This is a genomic window from Flavobacterium paronense (assembly GCF_030409795.1).
GTDB lineage: Bacteria > Bacteroidota > Bacteroidia > Flavobacteriales > Flavobacteriaceae > Flavobacterium > Flavobacterium paronense.
In genome coordinates this window covers 2,797,605-2,815,343 of record NZ_JAUFQN010000019.1, presented here as the reverse complement: position 1 = coordinate 2,815,343, position 17,739 = coordinate 2,797,605, and the positions used below count along the sequence as shown (strand labels likewise).

13 protein-coding genes are annotated in these 17,739 nt (G+C 36.7%); 6 read left to right on the top strand and 7 right to left on the bottom strand.

From position 1 onward, the window contains the following. The 6 genes from QWY90_RS13445 to QWY90_RS13420 all read right to left on the bottom strand — a co-directional run bounded on the left by QWY90_RS13445 (position 1) and on the right by QWY90_RS13420 (position 7,873). Positions 1–1,053 (bottom strand): UDP-glucose--hexose-1-phosphate uridylyltransferase, encoded by a 1,053-nt coding sequence (locus tag QWY90_RS13445; protein ID WP_290286494.1) that lies wholly within the window; start codon positions 1,051–1,053, stop codon positions 1–3. 118 nt (positions 1,054–1,171) lie between these two features. Beyond that, positions 1,172–2,341: a galactokinase gene (galK, locus tag QWY90_RS13440; RefSeq protein WP_290286493.1), complete on the bottom strand. Its 1,170-nt coding sequence runs from the start codon at positions 2,339–2,341 to the stop codon at positions 1,172–1,174. Next, positions 2,341–4,746 (bottom strand): beta-galactosidase GalA, encoded by a 2,406-nt coding sequence (gene galA / locus QWY90_RS13435; RefSeq protein ID WP_290286492.1) that lies wholly within the window; start codon positions 4,744–4,746, stop codon positions 2,341–2,343. The genes galK and galA overlap by 1 nt, the downstream gene beginning before the upstream one ends. 10 nt (positions 4,747–4,756) lie before the next feature. Next, positions 4,757–5,761 (bottom strand): glycoside hydrolase family 53 protein, encoded by a 1,005-nt coding sequence (locus QWY90_RS13430; RefSeq protein WP_290286491.1) that lies wholly within the window; start codon positions 5,759–5,761, stop codon positions 4,757–4,759. A gap of 2 nt (positions 5,762–5,763) precedes the next feature. Beyond that, positions 5,764–6,825, bottom strand: coding sequence for a glycoside hydrolase family 53 protein (locus QWY90_RS13425; protein ID WP_290286490.1), 1,062 nt, complete (start codon positions 6,823–6,825; stop codon positions 5,764–5,766). A gap of 1 nt (position 6,826) precedes the next feature. Further along, on the bottom strand, positions 6,827–7,873 hold the full coding sequence (locus QWY90_RS13420; RefSeq protein ID WP_290286489.1) for an aldose epimerase family protein: 1,047 nt from the start codon (positions 7,871–7,873) through the stop codon (positions 6,827–6,829). A 99-nt stretch (positions 7,874–7,972) separates the two neighbouring features. On the opposite strand from QWY90_RS13420, the gene QWY90_RS13415 reads away from it, so the two are divergent. Beyond that, a complete protein-coding gene (locus QWY90_RS13415) occupies positions 7,973–8,971 on the top strand; it encodes a GntR family transcriptional regulator (protein WP_290286488.1) in 999 nt (332 codons plus the stop codon). A gap of 58 nt (positions 8,972–9,029) precedes the next feature. On the opposite strand, the gene QWY90_RS13410 is transcribed toward QWY90_RS13415, so the two are convergent. Next, on the bottom strand, positions 9,030–11,048 hold the full coding sequence (locus tag QWY90_RS13410; RefSeq protein ID WP_290286487.1) for a M13 family metallopeptidase: 2,019 nt from the start codon (positions 11,046–11,048) through the stop codon (positions 9,030–9,032). 216 nt (positions 11,049–11,264) lie between these two features. Between QWY90_RS13410 and deoC the strand changes: the two genes are divergently transcribed. The 5 genes from deoC to QWY90_RS13385 all read left to right on the top strand — a co-directional run bounded on the left by deoC (position 11,265) and on the right by QWY90_RS13385 (position 17,679). Next, complete coding sequence (deoC, locus tag QWY90_RS13405) at positions 11,265–12,167, top strand: deoxyribose-phosphate aldolase (protein ID WP_290286486.1); 903 nt, start codon at positions 11,265–11,267, stop codon at positions 12,165–12,167. A 5-nt stretch (positions 12,168–12,172) separates the two neighbouring features. Then, the gene (locus tag QWY90_RS13400) at positions 12,173–13,639 is read left to right on the top strand and encodes an aldehyde dehydrogenase family protein (RefSeq protein ID WP_290286485.1); all 1,467 of its coding nucleotides are present in this window, start codon (positions 12,173–12,175) and stop codon (positions 13,637–13,639) included. An 11-nt stretch (positions 13,640–13,650) separates the two neighbouring features. Beyond that, entirely contained in the window at positions 13,651–14,532 is an 882-nt protein-coding gene (locus QWY90_RS13395) for an aldehyde dehydrogenase family protein (protein ID WP_290286484.1), read from the top strand. 257 nt (positions 14,533–14,789) lie between these two features. Continuing rightward, positions 14,790–16,247, top strand: coding sequence for a CoA-acylating methylmalonate-semialdehyde dehydrogenase (locus tag QWY90_RS13390; RefSeq protein WP_290286483.1), 1,458 nt, complete (start codon positions 14,790–14,792; stop codon positions 16,245–16,247). Positions 16,248–16,326: 79 nt separating this feature from the next. Then, positions 16,327–17,679 (top strand): aminotransferase class III-fold pyridoxal phosphate-dependent enzyme, encoded by a 1,353-nt coding sequence (locus QWY90_RS13385; RefSeq protein ID WP_290286482.1) that lies wholly within the window; start codon positions 16,327–16,329, stop codon positions 17,677–17,679. Positions 17,680–17,739 lie beyond the last annotated feature (60 nt).

Sequence of the window (17,739 nt, the reverse complement as noted above, 5' to 3'; positions counted from 1 at the left end):
TTAGTTGGTTTTAGTTTTATAATGTTGGTTTGGTAAGTCTCTTAAAATCTTGGCACTTTGCTCGGGAGAAATATCGCGTTGTGCTTCGCCCAGCATTTCATAGCCAACCATAAATTTCTTCACAGTAGCGCTTCGCAATAATGGCGGATAAAAATGCATATGAAAATGCCATTCTGGATGCGAAACTCTGTCAGTTGGTGCTTGATGAATTCCGGCTGAATAAGGAAAAGAAGTTTCAAAAAGGTTATCATATTTTACCGTGATTCCTTTAATAACTTGCGCAAAAGCTTTGGTTTCTTCATGGTTCATGGCGATGATATTACCAAAATGTCTTTTACTAATAATCATCGTTTCATAAGGCCAAGTTGCCCAAAACGGAACAACAACAGCAAAATGATTATTTTCTAAAACAATGCGTTCTTCCTTTTTTAATTCGGCTTCTAAATAGTCTTTTAATAAGCTCGTGTTGTTTTTTTCGAAATAAGCACGAAGACTTTTTTGTGTTTTTTCGACTTGAGTCGGCAAAGAGGACTGTGCCCAAATTTGTCCGTGTGGATGCGGATTACTACAACCCATTACGCTGCCTTTGTTTTCAAAAATCTGAACGTAATTGATATAATCATGACTTCCCAATTCGATGTATTGTTCGGCCCAGGTTTGCACTACTTTTTCAATATCGAAAACTTCCATTTCTGGTAAAGTGAGATTGTGTTTTGGAGAAAAACATACGACTTTGTTGATGCCTCTTTCTGGTTTTAATTGAAATAATGCATTGTTTTTATTTTCATAATTTACTTCTTCTTTTAGTAAAGCTGAAAAGTCATTTTCGAACACATAACAATCGGTATAATCAGGATTTTTTACGCCATTGGCACGAGTATTTCCGGCACATAAGTAGCAAGTTTCGTCGTGTTCCGGGCGATTGTCTTCGTGTACTTTTTCATTTTGCCCTTGCCACGGACGTTTATTGCGATGCGGTGAAACCAATATCCATTCGTCAAGCAAAGGATTGTAGCGGCGGTGCGGATGTTCGTTATTATTGAATTGTTGCATTGTTAAAAAATTAATTTCAAATTTTTAAACCATTAAGAGATTGAGGCAATTAAGTCTTAATGACACGAGCATTGCGAACTGGCAAAGCAAACTTAATCTCTTAATGGTTTAAAGAATGTTATTTTTTATGTTGAGTTGTGCCTTTAGAAATTTTTACTTTGTACGCTTTTAATTCGATACCAAAAGCAGTTGTGTAGCGCTCAGAAATGTTTTTAATAAGTGCTTCTTCTGTTCCTTTTTCAACTAAATTGATAGAGCATCCGCCAAAACCGCCGCCCATCATTCGGGAACCTAAAACGGTTTTATCCTGTTGTACGGCATCGACTAAAAAGTCAATTTCATCACAACTCACTTCGTATTCTTTGGATAAACCTTCGTGGGTTTCCGACATTAATTGTCCTAGTTTTTTAAAATCTGATTGGGATAAAGCGATTGCAGCATCACGAACACGTTGAATTTCTTTTACTACAAAATGACAGCGTTTGTAAATTATATCTCCTAAATTTTCTTTCAGTTCTAAAACCAATTTTTCACTACAATCACGGAATGTTTTTACTTCAGGGAAATGTCGCTTAATAATCTCTAAACCTTGTTCGACCTCTTGCCTGCGAACATTATAACCCGAAGTCAAATGCGTGTGTTTTACATTACTGTCCAATAAAAGTAACGAATAATTTTTAAAATTGGCTTTGTAATATTCATATTCCAATGTATTGCAATCTAGTTTGATAACGCTGTTCTTTTTTCCAAAGACAGAAGCAAACTGGTCCATAATTCCACAATTCACACCCACAAAAGTATGTTCCGATTTTTGTCCGACGAGTGCGATTTTTTCTTTGGTTAAGCCTAAATCAAACAAAGTATTCATAGCATAGCCGATTCCACATTCTAAGGCAGCAGATGATGAAAGCCCAGCGCCCATTGGAATTGTACTGCTGAAAACAATATTGAAACCTTGTGGCAATCCATAAGTATCTTTTAACTGACTCAGCACCCCCAAAATATAATTCACCCACATTTTGTCGACTGGTTTCAGTTCGTCTTTTAAGTCAAATTTGTAGGCTTCGTTTAAGTCTTTGGCAATAAGAGCGCACTCGCTGTTTTCATTTTTTGAAATCGCAAAACAAATGTATTTGTTTATAGCTGCTGGCATTACAAAACCGTCATTGTAATCTACATGCTCGCCAATGATATTGATTCTACCAGGAGAAAGAAAAATATATTGCGGTTGCGTATGAAACAACTTTTCGAAATGCTCCGAAGTATGTAGAATTAATTTTTTCTTCATTATTTCACAGTAATTATTGTAGTTGTATCAGAAATTAATCCGTTAGCTTTTGCCTCTAATTTTATATTCCCCGATGTTTTCCCTGCTTGAATAATCACTTGGCATTTTCCGTTAAAAGCGCTTCTTTGCCATAGACCATCCGCACATTTGTCTGCTTCATGTGAACTTGGGTCACCATTGCCCACACCAATGATTTTGGCATTGCCGGAAATAGTAAAGTTTATCATGTTGTTCACATTGGGAACTTCTCTACCGTTTGCGTCAACGAAAGAAACATTGATTACTGTTCCGTCTTTTCCGTCAGCCGAGATACTTGTTCGGTCTGGCGTGAGCACAACTTTTACAGCTTGTCCTGTGGTTGCTACTTTAGCGGTTAGTTTTTTACCTTTTTTATACGCGACGGCTTCCAAAGTTCCAGGTTGATAATCGACTTGCCATTGCAGATGAGAGTTTCGAGGCATTACTTTTTTACCTAGACTTTTTCCATTTAGAAACAATTCCACATCATCGGCATTGGTATTTACCCAAACATCGATAGGTTTTCCAATTTTGTCCGGCCAGTTCCAATGTGGTGAAATGTGAAGAATATCTTCGTTTGTCCACCAACTTTTATAGTAGTAATAAATGTTTTTTGGGAAACCGCAAACATCTAAAATTCCGAAATGCGAATTGATATTTGGCCATTTATAAGGCGTTGGTTCACCACGATAATCAAAACCTGTCCACACAAAACCGCCTAACCAATATTTGTTTTCGGCGGCTAATTTCCACCAATCTTCCGCTTTACTTGCCCACCATGGAGCGGTTATATCTTGGTCGGGAACGTAAGCCCGAATGCTGTCTTTCTCATAAATACCTCTTGTAGTTACCGTGCTTCCCATTTCGGTTCCAAGCAATGGTTGATTTGGATGATCGCGATGATAATCGGCGACAGCAAATTGACGGTAATTGAATCCGCGAATTGGAATCACTTCGTTTACACCTTTATAATCATTTCCCATATCGGCAGCATAGGTACTGGTTCGCGAAGGATCTAATTCTTTTTGAATAGCCAATAACGATTGTGCAATTCGTTTGCCGTATTCATTCCCTTGAATGTTTTGTTCTTCGTTGCCAATTGACCATAAAAATACGGAAGGATGATTTCGGTCGCGACGAAGTAGTCGTTGAAATTGATTGGTATATTCTGAACTGCTGTTTAGTAAACGTTGTTCATCTAAAACCAACATCCCCAAACTGTCACAAGCTTCTAAAAGTTCCGGAGTTGGAGCATTATGACTCGTTCTGTAGGCATTAGAACCCATTTCTTTTAATAATTTTATGCGGTAATATTGCATAAAATTGGGCAATGCACTTCCAAGACCGGCGTGATCTTGATGGTTGTTTGTGCCTTGAATTTTGATATGTTTTCCGTTTAAAAAGAAACCTTCATTGGCATCAAATCGCACCGTTTTGATTCCGAAATTGACTTTCTTTTTATCGACAATCTGATTGTTTTGCTTTATAACAGAAACAACTTTGTACAAATACGGATTTTCTAACGACCATAAAATAGCATTATTTAAAGCAATTTTTTGCTTGACAGTAGTTTTTTCGTTGATTGAAAGTGTAAAATTTTGTTCCGAAGTTTTGGCAATTTGTTTTCCAGTTCTATCAGTTAGGTAGGAGTAAATTGTTCCTTTTGCAGCAGATAAATTTTTATTTTCGACTTCGGTTTCAATGGTTACGGGAGCATTTTTTCCGTTGACTGTTGAATGAACAAAGACACCATCTTCGGGAATATGAACATTATTGAGAATGTTTAACCAAACGTGACGATAAATTCCGGCGCCTTCATAAAACCAACCTTCGCTTTGCGTTGCATCAACCCTAACAACGATTACATTTTCGCTTTCAAAATTCATGTAATCGGTGATGTCATATGATTTGCCAACATAACCACTGAAATTGGTGCCAACATAAAAACCATTTACCCAAACTGCAGCATTTCTATAAACGCCATCAAACTGAATTTCGAAACGTTTCCCTTCGTCTTTTTTATCTATTGAAAAATGCTTTCGGTACCAACCAATGCTAGTTTCAGGATACAATCCGCCAACAGGTTTGTAGCCATGACTATCCATTTCATGTGTTGCTGATTTTATAAAAGGAAGTGCTACAACCCAATCGTGAGGGACATCAACCTTTGTCCAGGTGGAATCAACAAATTTTGGACTAACAATCGTTGTTTCAAATACATTTGATTTGTGGAATAATAACTTATTCCCGTAATCAAAATCTTTTTCAGGATTGGCTGAATTTCCAAAATGGAATTTCCAGCCTTCGTCAAAGTTGATTTTTTTCTGTGCATCTGCAAAAGCAAAACATAAAAACAGCAATCCTATAAGAAGTGATTTTTTATACATTTTGTAATTTTTATTCTTTAAAAGCATCCAATGCCGGTGAAGGTTTTCCATCAGCTTGCCAGGCGCTTAAGTTATAATGACTCCAGCTTCTGGCACCTTGCGGTTCCCAATATAATACACCAATTCCTTTATTATTAGGAACATTTTTCACAGCTTTAATGGCTGTAGCCAATAGTTGGTAAGTGTTTTCAACTTTATCGTCTTCTCCACCAATTTCAACTATCATGACTTCTTTGCCATAACGTTTTACCATATCGTTTAAATTGAATTCTAAGTCAGCAATGACTTCGGTGTAATCTTTCTTAATCCAAAACGGATAATAGGATAAACCAATTACGTCATAACGCACTTTTTGAGCTGTGGCATTATCAAAAAAAGTTCTGAATTTGGCGTTGTTGTTTCCTTCATCTACATGCACAATCACTTTGATGTTTTTATTGACAGCTTTCACAGCATCGTAGCCTTTGTTTAATAATTGCCCGAGTTGTTTCCAATTGTCGGTGCTACCATCTGGCCATAACATTCCACCCGGAATTTCGTTTCCAATTTGTACCCATTCAGGAGTTACACCAGCAATTTTTAGCGCATTGATTACATCAAAAGTATGATTGTAAACATCATTTAATAATTCAGGAAACGAATGTTTTTCCCAAGCTTTTGGTTTGAATTGCTTTGCCGGATCGGCCCAGGAATCTGAATAATGAAAATCTATCATCACACGCATACCCATTTTTTTTGCCCGCAAAGCCATAGTTACAGTTTCTTCTTTAGTACAATGTCCGCTTGCTTTATCCTCATTCGGATTTACCCAAACACGCAAGCGAATAGAATTCATACCGCGGTCTTTTAGCAATTGCAGGCAATCTTTTTCTTTACCATCAGCATCATAAAATTTGTAACCCGTGGCTTCCATTTGTGGTAACCAACCCACATCGGCACCTTTGGCAAACACAAAGTCTCTATTTTGCCCGAAACTTAAACTCGAAATAAATAAAAACAGAAGTACTTTTTTCATAATTAATTAGCATTAAAAGCATCCATTGCCGGAAGTGAATTATTGGTAAAATCCCAAAGGGCTTGGTTTTCCCATGGAGAACCGTTTGTAGAAGTTGGTCCGCGAAAAGCAACCCATTCTGAACCCCAATAGCAAAATCCAAGACCGTTAGAACTTTGTTTTACCAAATTTTTTATAGCCAATAAATATTGTTTTTGCCCGTCATTTGTGGCTGAATACGTTGGGATTATCTGACTTGAAAGACCAATTATGTTATTTGTGTAGTCGTTGTATCCAAAAGTAAATGGATAAGCTGTTTCGGCAACAATCACTTTTTTATTGTAAAGCTGTCCTAAAGTGTTCATCGTATTTTGTAAAGTTACTAAACTTGTACCGTGCCAAATTGGATAATATGACAAGCCGATGTAATCATAATCAACATTGGCTACTTTGTTAAAAAACCAATCGCTTCCTGAAATTCCGGCATAGTGCAACATAATTTTTGTGGTCGTTGATTTATTTCTTACAGCTGATGTTGCAGCAGTAACAAGCTCAAGATATTGTGATTCATTAGTTGATAATTTTCCTTCCGGCCAAAGCATTCCATCATTAACTTCATTCCCAATTTGGATAATATCCGGATTGATTTCGGTCATAATTTGGGTTGTATAAATAGTTACAGCTGTTTTTAAATCTGTAAAAGATAAACTTTGCCAAGCTATCGGTTTTGTTTGACTTCCCGGGTCAGCCCAAGTATCAGAATAATGAACGGTCAGCCAAACTTTTAAACCAGCGGCTCTCACTCTTTGTGCCAAAGTTTTGACTTCGGTTAATCCGGAGTGCCCATCGGAAGGATTTTGCCAAAGTCGAATTCTAATGGCATTGCAACCTGCATTTTTCAATGTTGAAATAGCGTTTTCGGCAGTGTTGTTATGTTTGTAAATCGTTCCTTCACTTTCGATTAGAGGAAGATATGACATGTCGGCAGCGCGAATGAAATTATCTTCAATTACGGGTTCTGTACCACCATCGGAAGAACAGGAAAAAAGGCTAATTGCTATTAGAAATAAAGGGAGCTTCTTCATATTAAATGCTTTCAAATTTGAATGTTGTCTGATGATTATATTGTTCTCCTTTTTTCAAAATTGAATTGGGGAAATGAGCATGATTTGGTGCGTCTGGGAAGTTTTGTGTTTCGAAACAAATACCGCTTTTCGGATTATAATTTGCGTTTTCTTTCCCTTTGATTTTATCAAAGCAGTTTCCTCCAACATATATATGAACCGCAGGCTGATTGGTAATAACCGACATTTTTAGATTGTTTTTTTCACTAATAAGTGTCACCGCATTTTCATCTTCTAATACAAAAGTGTTGTCAATCGAAGTTGGAGTCGGTTTGACTTCAGCAAAATCAAAAGAATGATTCTTTAAAGAAACAAAATTCCCTGTTGGAATAAGTTCATCATTGGTTTCCAGTATTTTTTTTGAATTAATTATAAGTTTTTGACTTGAAATAGCATTCGAATGTCCGTCTAAATTGAAATAACTATGCTGGGTTAAATTGACAAGTGTATCTTCAGATGTTGTGGCAGTATAAGCTACTTTAAGTTCGTTTTCCTCTGTCAAAGTATAAGTCACTTGAACGGTCAATTCCCCAGGAAAATTTTCTTCGTTATTTTGGCTTATGTATTGTAAAGTAATGGATGGATTTTCTTCTGTTGAAGTTGCAATAACTCTCCAAATTTTTCTCCCAAACCCTAAAATTCCTCCATGCAAACTGTGTACACCATGATTTTTATTTAGAAAATTACGTTCATTATTCAATTCAAATTCAGCCTCGTTTATTCGTCCTGCAAATCTTCCAATTGTGGTTCCAAAATAAGGAGGACTTGGTAAATGATAAGAATTGATATAGTTTTCTAAATTGTCGAAACCCAAAACAACATCAATTTTTTCGCCATCAGCTATCGGTATTTTTAATGATGTAATCGTTGCGCCGTAATTTATGATGCCCACTTGAGTCCCTTTTTTGTTGGTCATTATATAGCAAGAAACTTCTTTTCCATCTGGTGTGAAACCAAATAATTTCGCATTTATCGAAGAAGTAATTTGAGAAAAATTATTTTTTATCATTAGGATTTTATGAATCTGGCAATAAAAATATAAAATAATAACATTTAACCATACCAGTACCTACCAGTTTTTTGTATCTTCCCACCAGTTATTGATAGTATGAAACTAATAAATATTGAAAATCAGTCGGGAACGCCTAAGTACAAGCAAATAGTTTGGTCGATAGAAGTTGCCATTGCTGAAAACAGACTAAAGAAAGGCGACAAATTGCCTTCGGTAAATAAAGTTAGTTTGGAGTTTTCGATTTCAAGAGATACCGTTTTATTGGCTTATGATGAATTGAAAAAAAGAGGAATTGTTTTCGCCATTTTAGGCAAAGGCTATTATATCAAAAGCGTTGAGTTTAGCTTTGAGCAAAGGATTTTTTTGTTATTTGATGAATTGAATTCCTTTAAAGAAGATATCTATAATTCTTTTATGGAAGCCATGAATAACGTGGCTCAAATTGATATTTTCTTTCATCATTTTAATATTGAAATGTTCAAAAAACTTGTCTCGGAAAGCAATGGTAATTATTCAAAGTATATTATAATGCCCACTAATTTGCCTGGCGCAGCTTCTGTAATTAAAACGCTACCCAAGCAAGATGTTTACATTTTGGATCAAACCAATAATGATTTAAATGATTTCCCATCGGTTCATCAAAGTTTTTCAAAAGATATTTATGCCGCTTTGCAGAAAGGTAAATCGCTCTTATCAAAATACAAAAAAATGGTGTTAATTTTCCCTGGGAATAAAGAACCAAAGGGAATGGTTGACGGATTTACCAAGTTTTGTAATGACGCTTTTTTTGAAAATGAAATTATAACTGGTTTCGAAGAAAACACAATTCACAAAGGCGATGTTTTCATTATTCCAACAGACCGACATTTGGTAAATGTGATAGAACAAGCAAAAAGACAAGGTTTAATTATTGGGAATGATTTCGGAATTATATCTTATAATGACACGCCATTAAAAAAAGTAGTGGAAAATGGGATAACAACAATTTCAACCGACTTCAAAGTAATGGGGAAAACACTGGCTTCAATGGTGCTAAATTCTACGAAAGAGCAAATAGAAAACCCTTCAGATTTAATAATCAGAAATTCACTTTAAATAAAAAGCCCGATCTGGTTTTTGAACGAGACCGGGCTTTACTTTTATTTTTAAAATATTACCAAATTTTAACTCGCTTTTCTGGAGCAAGGTATAATGAATCGGTTGGTTTGATTTTGAAAGCTTCATAAAATTCAGGTACGTTTCTAACGACACCATTAATTCTGAACTTTGCTGGTGAATGTGGGTCGCTTGCAATTTGACCTCTCAAAGCTTCCTCACGTGTTTTTTCTCCCCAAACTTGTGCCCAACCTAAGAATACACGTTGCATGCCTGTAAAACCATCCATAACCGGCGCTTCTTTACCATTCAAAGAAGCTTTGTAGGCTTTAATAGCAATACTCAATCCGCCAAGGTCTCCAATGTTTTCTCCCAAAGTAAATGCTCCATTCACATTCAAATCAGGGAATGCTTTAAAACCATTATATTGTGTTTCTAAGGCAGCAGTTTTTGACTTGAATGCTTTTAAATCGGCATCCGTCCACCAGTTTTTCATTACACCATCACCATCAAAAGCGGCTCCTTGGTCATCAAAACCATGACCGATTTCGTGACCAATTACGGCTCCAATACCACCATAATTTACCGCATCGTCAGCATTTAGGTCAAAGAAAGGGGGTTGTAAAATGGCTGCTGGAAATACAATTTCGTTAAGCGAAGGATTATAATAAGCATTTACTGTTTGTGGCGTCATACCCCATTCGGTTCTGTCAACAGGTTTTCCTAATTTATTTAAGTTTCTTTGGTATTCAAATTCGTTGGCTCTTACGGCATTACCATACAAATCGTTTTTAGCAATTTTTAACGAAGAGTAGTCTCTCCATGTGTCAGGATATCCAATTTTTATCATGAATTTATCAACTTTAGCCAGCGCTTGTTTTTTGGTATCAGCACTCATCCAATCCAATTTTTTGATGCTTTCAGCGTAAGCTTTTAATAGGTTTTTAACCATAGTTACCATACGTTCTTTGGCTTCTGGAGAGAAGTGTTTTTTAACATACACTTTTCCTACCATTTCTCCCATTGCACCATTTACAGCTGACACACCTCGTTTCCAATCTTCCTGTTGCTTTTCTACTCCATATAATGTTTTAGCATAAAATTCAAAACCTTGATTGTCTAATGTGGTGTTCAGTCTATTAGAGTTTCTGTTTATTAATCCCCATTTAAGATATATTTTCCAAGTGTCAAGAGGGGTGTTTTTGATAATATTATTTAAGCTTTTTGTATAATCAACTTGTGATATTATAATTGTTTTCTCTTTATCCATACCGGCAGATTTAAGCATTGTTGCCCAATCAAAATCGGGTGTCAAAGTTTTTAAATCTGTTACATTGTATTTATTGTAAAGTTTTACAACATCGCGAGTGTCTTCTTTTTTCATATGACTTGAAGCAATTGTGGTTTCAAGTGCCATAATTTTAGCAGCATTTTCAGCCGGATTTTCAATACTACATAACTGAAGCACCTTCTCAACATGAGCTAAATATTTTTTACGAATGTCAGCCATTTTTGCATCGGTTGAAGTATAATATTCCCTTTCAGGTAGCCCTATCCCTGCTTGCCATGTGGTTAAAGCATACTCATTTGGGTTTTTAGAATCTTGGCTAACGGATATATTAAAAGGATTAGTTACGCCAGTCCTATTAGCTTTACCAAAATAGCTGGCCAAATCAGTATAATTTGCAATAGCATCAATAGCTTTCAAATCAGGCTGAATAGGTGTTATGCCTTTCGCATCTCTGTCCTTTCTATTCATGAAGGAAGCATAGTAATCACCTATTTTTTGTTCGTCACTGCCTTCGGCATTATTGCCTTTGGCAGCATTTTCAATTATAGCTTTTACGTCTACTAAAGATTGGTCATATAGCAAATCAAAAGCGCCATAAGATGCTTTGTCAGAAGGAATTTTGGTATTTTTGTACCAAGTTCCATTTACATATTCGGCAAAATTATCGCCGGGATTTACTTTGGTATCCATATTTTTTTTGTTGATACCTGAAGTTGATTCTTCTTTCTTAGCGCAAGATGCTACTAGAACAACTGCCGCAAGAAGTGTCATTTTTAAGTTTTTCATTGATTGGTTTAATTTGATTAATCCGCTAAAGATAATGAATTATAAATAGTGGATATAAGTTGAAGAAATGTTAGACTTCACGGTTCAATAATTTGTTACACAAAAAAGGAATAAATTATCAATAATGAGATTTTGTCGTTAAGATATTTATATCTTTGTTTGTTCGTGTTGATTTGAAACCAATATTCAGCATCGATTTTTAATTAAATTTATTAAATGAAACAGATAGATTTTTCAAATTCCCCGCGAATAGATCAAGTTGGGATTGAGGATAGAATTGCCCGAATTACTGCCCGAAGTATTAAGAAAGAATCAAAAATGCAAGGCTTACTTATGGCTTTGAACATGATTGATTTAACTACTCTTGAAGGTGCTGATACCGATGAAAAAGTAAAACAACTCTGCTTTAAAGCGCATCATTTGCACGATGAAATTCCAGGCTTGCCAACTACAGCAGCAGTTTGTGTGTATCCAAATTTTGTCAAACTTGCAGTTAATGAACTCAAAGGAACTGGTGTAAAAGTAGCTTCCGTAGCAACTGCTTTTCCTAGCGGACAATCAAGTGCCGAAATCAAATTGTTAGATACGAAAATTGCTGTCGATGGCGGTGCAGATGAAGTAGATATGGTAATAAGCCGTGGGAAATTCCACAGCGGTGAATACAATTTTGTTTTCGATGAAATTGCCATGATAAAAGAAGCTTGTGGTAAAAATGTACGTTTGAAAGTTATATTGGAAACAGGCGAAATAGGAACCCTTGACAAAGTGCGTCAGGCAAGTGATATCGCGATGTATGCCGGAGCAGATTTTATAAAAACTTCTACTGGAAAAATAAAACCCGCAGCAACTTTACCAGTAACTTTAGTAATGCTTGAAGCAATTCGTGATTACTATTATAAAACAGGAATTATGATTGGAATGAAACCTGCGGGCGGAATTTCAACATCCAAATTAGCACTTCATTATTTATTAATGGTAAAAGAAACCCTTGGCGGAAAATGGTTAACCAATGAGTATTTCCGTTTCGGAGCCAGTAGTTTGGCCAACGATGTTTTGTTGCAAATCGCCAAACAAAAATCTGGTATTTATCAATCACATGATTATATTTCTAAAGTTTAGTCAGCATGAAAAAAACACATACAATAGATTTTAGCTCTGACTGGAATTTAGCACCAGCGCCAGAAAGCACAACGCATTTTAAATTAAAAGAGAAATATGATTTGTTCATCAATGGCAAATTTGTCGCTCCTAAATCAGGAAAGTATTTTGACACTATAAATCCGGCAAACGAAAAAGTTTTAGCCAAAGTTGCCGAAGCCAATGAAGCCGATATTGATTCAGCAGTAAAAGCTGCCCGAAAAGCATACGATACCGTTTGGTCAAAATTATCAGGAAAAGAACGAGGAAAATACATTTACCGAATTGCCAGAATCATACAAGAAAGAGCCAGAGAATTTGCAGTGGTTGAAACCTTAAACGGTGGAAAAGCCATCCGTGAATCGCGTGATGTTGATGTTCCTTTGGCAGCAGCACATTTCTTTTATTATGCCGGATGGGCAGATAAATTGGAATATGCTTTCCCAAACAGAAAACCAAAAGCATTAGGCGTTGCAGGACAAATCATTCCATGGAATTTTCCATTACTGATGGCTGCATGGAAAATTGCTCCGGCTTTAGCAGCAGGAAATACGGTCGTTATTAAATCTTCTGAAACGACTCCGTTAACTTTATATTTACTAGCTGAAGTGATTCAGGAAGCAGGTTTGCCTGCCGGAGTTGTGAATATCGTTTCGGGTGCCGGACTTACAGGTTCTCACATTGTAAATCATCCCGACGTAAATAAAATTGCCTTTACAGGCTCAACAGCCGTAGGTAAAATTATCATGAAGGCTATTGCCGGAACTTCTAAAAAATCTACAATGGAATTAGGTGGAAAAGCAGCCAACATCATTTTTGAAGATGCGGCATTAGACCAAGCTGTAGAAGGAATTGTAAACGGAATTTTCTTCAACCAGGGACATGTTTGTTGTGCAGGTTCACGCCTATATGTGCAAGAGTCCGTATTTGATGTAGTCGTTCAGAAACTAAAAGACAGAATGAACTCCTTAAACGTAGGTGATCCATTAGATAAAAACACAGATATTGGCGCTATCAATTCTAAAAAGCAATTAGAAACCATCAATAAATATATCGAAATCGGTAAAAATGAAGGTGCCGAAATGTACCAACCCACTTGTGATATACCATCAAAAGGATTTTGGTGCAGACCAACGATATTTACGAAAGTAAGCCAGTCTAACAGAATCTCACAAGAAGAAATATTCGGGCCAGTTTTAGCCATTCAAACGTTCAGAACGGTGGATGAAGTTATCGAAAAAGCCAACAACACACCTTACGGATTATCAGCGGGAGTTTGGACAGATAAAGGTTCAAAAATCTTCAACATGACCTCACAATTGCGTGCTGGAGTGGTTTGGGCGAATACCTTTAACAAGTTTGATCCGGCCTCGCCATTTGGTGGTTATAAAGAAAGCGGTTTCGGTAGAGAAGGCGGATTACACGGATTGGAACCTTATTTAAAATTTGAATAAAAACTAACATCATGTCAAGAATAGAAGTTTTGAAAACCTATAAAATATATATCGGCGGAAGTTTTCCAAGAACCGAATCAGGACGTTATTATCCGCTTATCGTGAACAAAAAAACGGTAGCTAACATGTGTTTATCTTCTGTAAAAGATTTCAGAAATGCGGTAGTCGCAGCTCGAAATGCTCAAGGCGGATGGGCTCACAAAACGGCCTATAACCGCAATCAGATTTTGTACCGAATTGCAGAAGTGCTCGAAGGCAGAAAAGCGCAGTTTGTAGAAGAATTAGAATTACAGGGAATCAGTAAAGCCAAAGCGCAACAGGAAGTTGATTTGAGTATCGACCGCTTAATTTATTATGCAGGATGGTGTGATAAATACACGCAATTATTCAGCAGTGTGAATCCGGTTTCGGGAAGTTTCTTTAACTTTTCTGTGCCAGAACCAACTGGAGTTGTAGCAGTTTTTGCGCCTCAACAAAGTAGTTTACTTGGATTGGTAACACAAATTGCAAGTATCATCGCTGGTGGAAATACCTGCGTAGTATTAGCTTCTGAACAATTAGCACTTTGCACCGTTACGTTTGCTGAAGTGCTGGCAACTTCAGATGTTCCCGGCGGTGTGGTTAATATCCTTACGGGAAATCAAACTGAATTATTAACGCAATTTGCTGCTCATAAAGACGTGAATGCTATTTTGTATTGTGGTGCAGCTTCAGAAATGATTGCGAAAATACAAGATTTAGCTATCGAAAATTTAAAGCGAGTTGTGCTTCGCGAAGACGGCGATTATTTTGGTGACAAACACGAATCGCCTTATCTGATTTTTGACTTCCAGGAAACCAAAACAACTTGGCATCCAATTGAAGTTATTGCAGGCGCCGGCGCAGGTTATTAGAATAAAATCTTTACCGATAAATAGGAAAACCCGAGAAGAAATTCTCGGGTTTTTTGTTTGAATCAAAATTTAAAAATGAACAATCATCAACTATTTAACAAGCAAATTATGAATTTATAGTCAGTCAAATTATTAAAAATGAAAACAAACTGCCTTTTTTAACAAAATAAATGAAAGATTATTTTTTTTATCGTAAATAATTAATCAAATTAGCTGTCCTAATTTTTTTAATTTAACTAATAACTATACGAATTTCAATGAAATATTCAGCAATTCAGAATTACATCGGAGGCCAATTTGTAGATACTTCTACCACAAAAACAATGGATGTAATTTCACCTTTAGACGGAAATCATCTATCAACCGTTCCAATGTCGAATGCCAAAGATTTAGACGATGCTGTAAAAGCGGCTCAAGCTGCATTTCCTGCCTGGAGCAAAACACCAATAAAAGAAAGAGTTCAGGTCTTTTTCAGATACAAAACATTATTGGAAAAAAACCTAAAAGAGCTAGCAGAATTGTGTAGCGAAGAAAACGGAAAAACATACGGAGAATCGGTAGCCGAAATAGAAAAATGTATCGAGCTTACCGAGTTTGCCACATCATTACCACAACTAATCACAGGTGAATTATTAGAAGTAAGCAAAGGAGTAGAATGCAGAACAGAACACGTTCCACTTGGCGTTGTGGCTTCAATTGTTCCTTTCAATTTCCCATCAATGGTTCCAAACTGGACGATTCCGAATGCTATTGCTTTAGGGAACTGTATGATTATAAAACCTTCTGAAAAAGTGCCTTTGAGCTGCGGAAGATTAGCCGAGATATTAAAAGAAGCCGGTTTGCCTGATGGTGTTTTTAACGTGGTTCATGGCGATGTGGATATTGTAAATGCCATCTGCGACCATCCAAAAATTGAAGCAGTATCTTTCGTTGGTTCTACCAAAGTAGCGAAGATTGTTTACCAACGAGCTACATCTAATTACAAAAGATGCTTGTCTCTTGGCGGAGCCAAAAATCACTTAATGGTTTTACCAGATGCTATTCCGGAAATGACAGCACAGAATGTAGCAGCTTCTATGTCAGGCTGTGCTGGTCAACGTTGTATGGCAGCTTCAGCTATGATTGGTGTTGGAAATGTGGATACCATTGTAGCCAAAATTTGTGACGAAGCCCGTAAAATAATTCCGGGTGTAAATTTGGGAGCGGTTATCAATAAAGAATCACAAGACAGAATCGAAAGTTATATCAGTCAGGCTGAAAAAGATGGTGCCAAAATATTAGTTGATGGAAGAAATACCAAAGTTGCCGGAAAAGAAAAAGGAACTTATGTTGGGCCAACCGTAATCGACTTTGTAACACCCGAAATGAGTGTGGCCACAGAAGAAATCTTCGGACCAGTAATTTCTATAATCAGAACCAAAACCGTTGATGAAGCTTTAGCTATCGAAAACAAAAACCCATACGGAAATGCAGCAAGTGTATTTACCCAAAACGGAGGAATGGCACGTTATATTATCGACAAAGCCAGCGCCGGAATGATTGGTGTAAATGTTGGAGTTCCGGTTCCAAGAGAACCATTCAGTTTTGGAGGTTGGAACGAAAGTAAATTCGGAGTTGGAGATATAACCGGAAAAAGCTCAATTGAGTTTTGGACCAAATTGAAAAAAAGCACCATAAAATGGAACGCAGAAGCAGGCGTAAATTGGATGAGTTAATAAACGTAAATTGTCTCCCTGAGCGCAGTCGAAGGGCTTATAGTTGAAATGAAAGTGATTCACGATAAAAAAATAAAAAATGATTACAAAAGAACAAGAGATGACGAAAGAAGAAATCATCAACGACAGCAAAAAATACAGTTTGTTTTCATGGTCAGCTCAAGCGGCTGTGAATCCAATTGCAATAGAAAGAGCAGAAGGCGTTTATTTATACGATTACGATGGCAACAGAATAATCGATTTTTCTTCGGGCTTAATGTCAGTAAATATTGGTCACGGTGATCAACGAGTGACGGATGCTGTAGTTGAACAAATGCAAAAAGTTAGTTTTGTAACGCCATCCTGCACGACAGAAGTCAGAGCTAAGTTATCTAAAAAATTAGCCGAAATCTGTCCGGGCGATTTAAATAAAGCATTCTACACGTTGTGCGGAACTTCCTCTATTGATAATGCTATTAAGTTGGCAAGATTGTACACAGGAAGACACAAAATTATCGGAAGATACAGAGCATTTCACGGAGGTTCTATCGGCGGAATGACCGTTGGTGGCGACCCAAGAAAACTAGCAAACGATTCCCAACAAATGCCAAATGCAGTCCATTTAGATGATCCATACTATTTCTTCGGAATGAAAGATTTAGACAATGCTACAAAGTTGAGTTTAAGTTTAGAATATGTCGAAAGAGTAATCCATCTCGAAGGCAAAACTAATATTGCGGCTTTCATTTTTGAAGGCGAAAGCGGTTCTTCAGGTTGCCTACATTATCCAAAAGGCTATTTAAAAGGCGTAAAAGCGCTTTGCGAAAAATACGGAATCTTATTCGTAGCCGATGAGGTAATGAGCGGTTTTGGCCGCACCGGAAAATGGTTCGGTTTCGAAAATCACGACATAGTTCCTGATATGATTTGCATGGCAAAAGGATTAACGTCTTCTTATTTACCTTTAGGATGTCTGATGGTTTCAGATAAAATTGCCGAGAAATATGAAAATACGCCAATGATGATTGGGTTAACCTATAATGGTCATCCAGTTTCATTAGCTGCAGCTTTAGCAGTAATCAACATCTACGAAAGTGATAAACTGATTGAAAACACTCGTGAAATGAGTGCTTATCTCGAATCAAGAATTGAAGAAATGAGAAGTCAACATCCAAGCATGGGAGCATTCAGAAATACTGGACTTTTAGGTTGTTTAGACATTTTAAAAAACAAAGCAACAGGTGAATTAATTGCACCTTATAATGCTGCCGGAGATGATTTAAAAGTAACGAATCAGATTGCGGCAAAAGTTCGCGAATTAGGATTATACACTTTCGTGCGTTGGGGTTATATTTTTATCGCTCCGCCATTGTGTGTAACCAAAGATCAAATAGACGAAGGATTAGCCATAATCAGCGAAGCTTTAAAAATTGCTGACGAAGCTTTAGTGTAAAAATTAAACATTAAGAAATTAAGATTCATTAAGTCAAATAGTGCTTACTATTCTTAATGC

What these genes read in the sequence shown, in the direction of transcription:
- QWY90_RS13445 (WP_290286494.1), bottom strand. Translation starts at nt 1,053, where the DNA reads ATGCAACAATTCAATAATAACGAACATCCGCACCGCCGCTACAATCCT.
- galK (WP_290286493.1), bottom strand. Translation starts at nt 2,341, where the DNA reads ATGAAGAAAAAATTAATTCTACATACTTCGGAGCATTTCGAAAAGTTG.
- galA (WP_290286492.1), bottom strand. Translation starts at nt 4,746, where the DNA reads ATGTATAAAAAATCACTTCTTATAGGATTGCTGTTTTTATGTTTTGCT.
- QWY90_RS13430 (WP_290286491.1), bottom strand. Translation starts at nt 5,761, where the DNA reads ATGAAAAAAGTACTTCTGTTTTTATTTATTTCGAGTTTAAGTTTCGGG.
- QWY90_RS13425 (WP_290286490.1), bottom strand. Translation starts at nt 6,825, where the DNA reads ATGAAGAAGCTCCCTTTATTTCTAATAGCAATTAGCCTTTTTTCCTGT.
- QWY90_RS13420 (WP_290286489.1), bottom strand. Translation starts at nt 7,873, where the DNA reads ATGATAAAAAATAATTTTTCTCAAATTACTTCTTCGATAAATGCGAAA.
- QWY90_RS13415 (WP_290286488.1), top strand. Translation starts at nt 7,973, where the DNA reads ATGAAACTAATAAATATTGAAAATCAGTCGGGAACGCCTAAGTACAAG.
- QWY90_RS13410 (WP_290286487.1), bottom strand. Translation starts at nt 11,048, where the DNA reads ATGAAAAACTTAAAAATGACACTTCTTGCGGCAGTTGTTCTAGTAGCA.
- deoC (WP_290286486.1), top strand. Translation starts at nt 11,265, where the DNA reads ATGAAACAGATAGATTTTTCAAATTCCCCGCGAATAGATCAAGTTGGG.
- QWY90_RS13400 (WP_290286485.1), top strand. Translation starts at nt 12,173, where the DNA reads ATGAAAAAAACACATACAATAGATTTTAGCTCTGACTGGAATTTAGCA.
- QWY90_RS13395 (WP_290286484.1), top strand. Translation starts at nt 13,651, where the DNA reads ATGTCAAGAATAGAAGTTTTGAAAACCTATAAAATATATATCGGCGGA.
- QWY90_RS13390 (WP_290286483.1), top strand. Translation starts at nt 14,790, where the DNA reads ATGAAATATTCAGCAATTCAGAATTACATCGGAGGCCAATTTGTAGAT.
- QWY90_RS13385 (WP_290286482.1), top strand. Translation starts at nt 16,327, where the DNA reads ATGATTACAAAAGAACAAGAGATGACGAAAGAAGAAATCATCAACGAC.